We start from the raw sequence: 2,467 nt of genomic DNA, 5'->3' as shown, positions 1-2,467 counted from the left end.
GTAAGCGGTTAGCGAACAACGCCCTATCGGGGTAGCGTACAAGTGGTCAAGCTTGCGTCCGCAACGACTTTTGCGGACGCAACCATGACGATCGAACAGGTAGACTTTCTCCCGCTGCAACCCATACGAGTACGCTCCAATGGCAAGCGTGACTATGACCCCGTAGCCAAGCAACGACTGGTCCAGATGTGCGTAAGTTCGGGGGCGTCAGTTTCGAGCATGGCGCTGAAGGCGGGTGTCAACGCCAATCAACTGCGCAAATGGATCGGGCAGAGCCGGCAGCCTCACCAAGCTGGCAAGGATGCGTTGGTGCCATTCGTTGCGGTCCAAGCCTGCGCGGTAGTCGACTCGCCGAAGCCGGCAGCACCGGCGACCGGGCGGTCAACTATCCTGAGCGCCAAGCTGCCCAATGGAACGACGCTGGAGGTGTCTTGTGGCGCCAACGATGCCGCGGTGATCAGGGCGATTGTCGATGCGCTTTGGAGCCAGCGCTGATGTTTCGTTTTGACGCGGGGTTGAAGGTATACCTGCATCGCGAGGCAGTGGACTTCCGGCAGTCCATCAACGGCTTGGCGGCGTTGGTCGAGCAGTCGCTGGGGCTGGACCCATTCGCGGCCGCCATGTATGTGTTTCGCAACCGACGTGCTGACCGCATCAAGATCCTGCTCTGGGATTGCAACGGCTTCTGGCTGCTGTTCAAGCGGCTGGAGAAGGACCGCTTCGTGTGGCCACGCGCGGCGGCGGTAGCAATACTGACCGTCGAGCAACTGCATTGGTTGCTCGAAGGAATCGACATCGAGGCGGTGCGCCGGCATCCGCAACGGGCGTATTATCGGGCGGCGTGAACGCCGCATCATCGCGGCGGTCTAATCCGCCATGCCAAACACCGTCACCATCACCGCCGAAGAATACGAAGCGCTCCAGGCGGCGCTGCGCGTGGTGACGGTCGAGCGCGATTTGCTGAAGGAACAACTGAAGGCCTTCCAGCGCAAGCTATTCGCAGCCAAGAGCGAAGCACGCGGATCCGGACAGAAGGATCTCTTCTTCAACGAGGCCGAAGCACTGGCTCCAGGTGAACAGGCATCGCCGGCCCGGGAAGAGGACGGCGCGACGGCGGTGAAGGTGGCGGGCCACACGCGCAAGCAGCGCGGGCGCAAACCGCTGGATCCCGGGCTGCCCCGGGTTGAGGTCCGTCACGAGCTTCCTGTGTCCGAACGCGTGTGCCCGCATGACGGGCAGGCGCTGGTCGAGATCGGCGTGGAGATCAGCGAGCAACTGGATATCGTGCCGCAGCAGATCCGCGTGGTGCAGCATCAGCGTGTGAAGTACGCCTGCCCGTGCTGCGATGCCGGTATCAAGACCACTCCGGCGCCGGCGCGAGTCATCCCCAAGGGGTTGCTCACCGAATCGGCGCTGGCGTGGTGCATCACGGCCAAATACCAGGACGGCCTGCCGCTGTACCGCCAGGCGGGGCTGCTCAATCGCTTCGGCGGAGACCTATCACGCGCCACGCTTGCAGCCAGCGTGGTGCGCGTGGGCAAGGCCGTGCAGCCGTTGATCAACCTGCTACGAGATCATCTGCTGGACGCCGACGTTCTCTACGGCGATGAAACGACTGTGCAGGTGCTCAAAGAGCCTGGGCGAGCGGCGCAGAGCAAAAGCTTCCTGTGGGCGCAGATGAACGGCGCGGGGCCACCCATACGCCTGTTTACGTACAGCCCGACGCGCAACACTGCACAGGCTGCGACGCTGTACGCCGGCAGCCGACGCGATGCGGCGCTGATGACCGACGGGTACGCGCCGTATGATGCCGTTGCCGAGCGTTATGGCCTTGTGCATCTGGGCTGCTGGGCACACGCAAGACGGTACCTGATCGAGGCCCAGGAGGCGTTGCCCAAGGCGCAGCAACAGGGACATCCCGCGGCCGCGTGCATCGAGGGGATTGGCAAGCTGTTTGCCGTCGAGCAACAAGCCAAGGACATGACGCCCGAGCAACGCCAACAACTGCGCGCTGCACAAAGCCGGCCGGTCCTCGCCGAGATCGAGACGCTGCTCACGCAGCACCTGCACAGCGTGTTGCCGCAGAGCCTGTTCGGCAAGGCCTTGCACTACCTGCACGGCCAGTGGCCAAAGCTCATCCGCTACGTTGACAACGGTTCCTGGCCGATCTCGAACAATCCTTGTGAGAACGCGATCCGCCCGTTTGTCGTCGGTCGACGCGGCTGGCTATTCTGCGACACCGTGGCCGGCGCCCACGCCTCGGCCAACCTGTACTCGCTCGTGGAAACCGCAAAGGCCAACGGCATCGACCCCTACCAGTATCTCCAGTCCATGCTCAAGGCGCTGCCATACGCGCAAACCGCCGACGACTACGAGAAGCTGCTGCCTTGGAACATGGCCACTCCGGCACAACCTGCCTAACACCGACAGGCCACCCGCACCAGAACGCTGCTCACTGAGCGCTTAC

At 63.2% G+C, this 2,467-nt stretch carries 3 protein-coding genes; all 3 read left to right on the top strand.

The annotated features are described in order from the left end of the window. Positions 1-84: 84 nt before the first annotated feature. From CDO44_RS26165 to CDO44_RS26155, 3 genes are read left to right on the top strand one after another with little or no spacing between them, the layout of a single operon-like run. The gene (locus CDO44_RS26165) at positions 85-495 is read left to right on the top strand and encodes a transposase (protein WP_087783218.1); all 411 of its coding nucleotides are present in this window, start codon (positions 85-87) and stop codon (positions 493-495) included. Next, on the top strand, positions 495-845 hold the full coding sequence (gene tnpB, locus CDO44_RS26160; RefSeq protein ID WP_087783217.1) for an IS66 family insertion sequence element accessory protein TnpB: 351 nt from the start codon (positions 495-497) through the stop codon (positions 843-845). Before CDO44_RS26165 ends, tnpB begins: the two co-directional genes overlap by 1 nt. A 31-nt stretch (positions 846-876) precedes the next feature. Then, positions 877-2,421: an IS66 family transposase gene (locus CDO44_RS26155; protein WP_087783216.1), complete on the top strand. Its 1,545-nt coding sequence runs from the start codon at positions 877-879 to the stop codon at positions 2,419-2,421. The last annotated feature ends 46 nt before the right edge of the window (positions 2,422-2,467 follow it).

The organism is Pigmentiphaga sp. NML080357 (genome assembly GCF_002188465.1).
Classification (GTDB): Bacteria; Pseudomonadota; Gammaproteobacteria; order Burkholderiales; family Burkholderiaceae_B; genus Pigmentiphaga.
The sequence above is the reverse complement of the archived record's forward strand: the minus strand, read 5'-3'. Positions and strand labels throughout refer to the sequence as shown.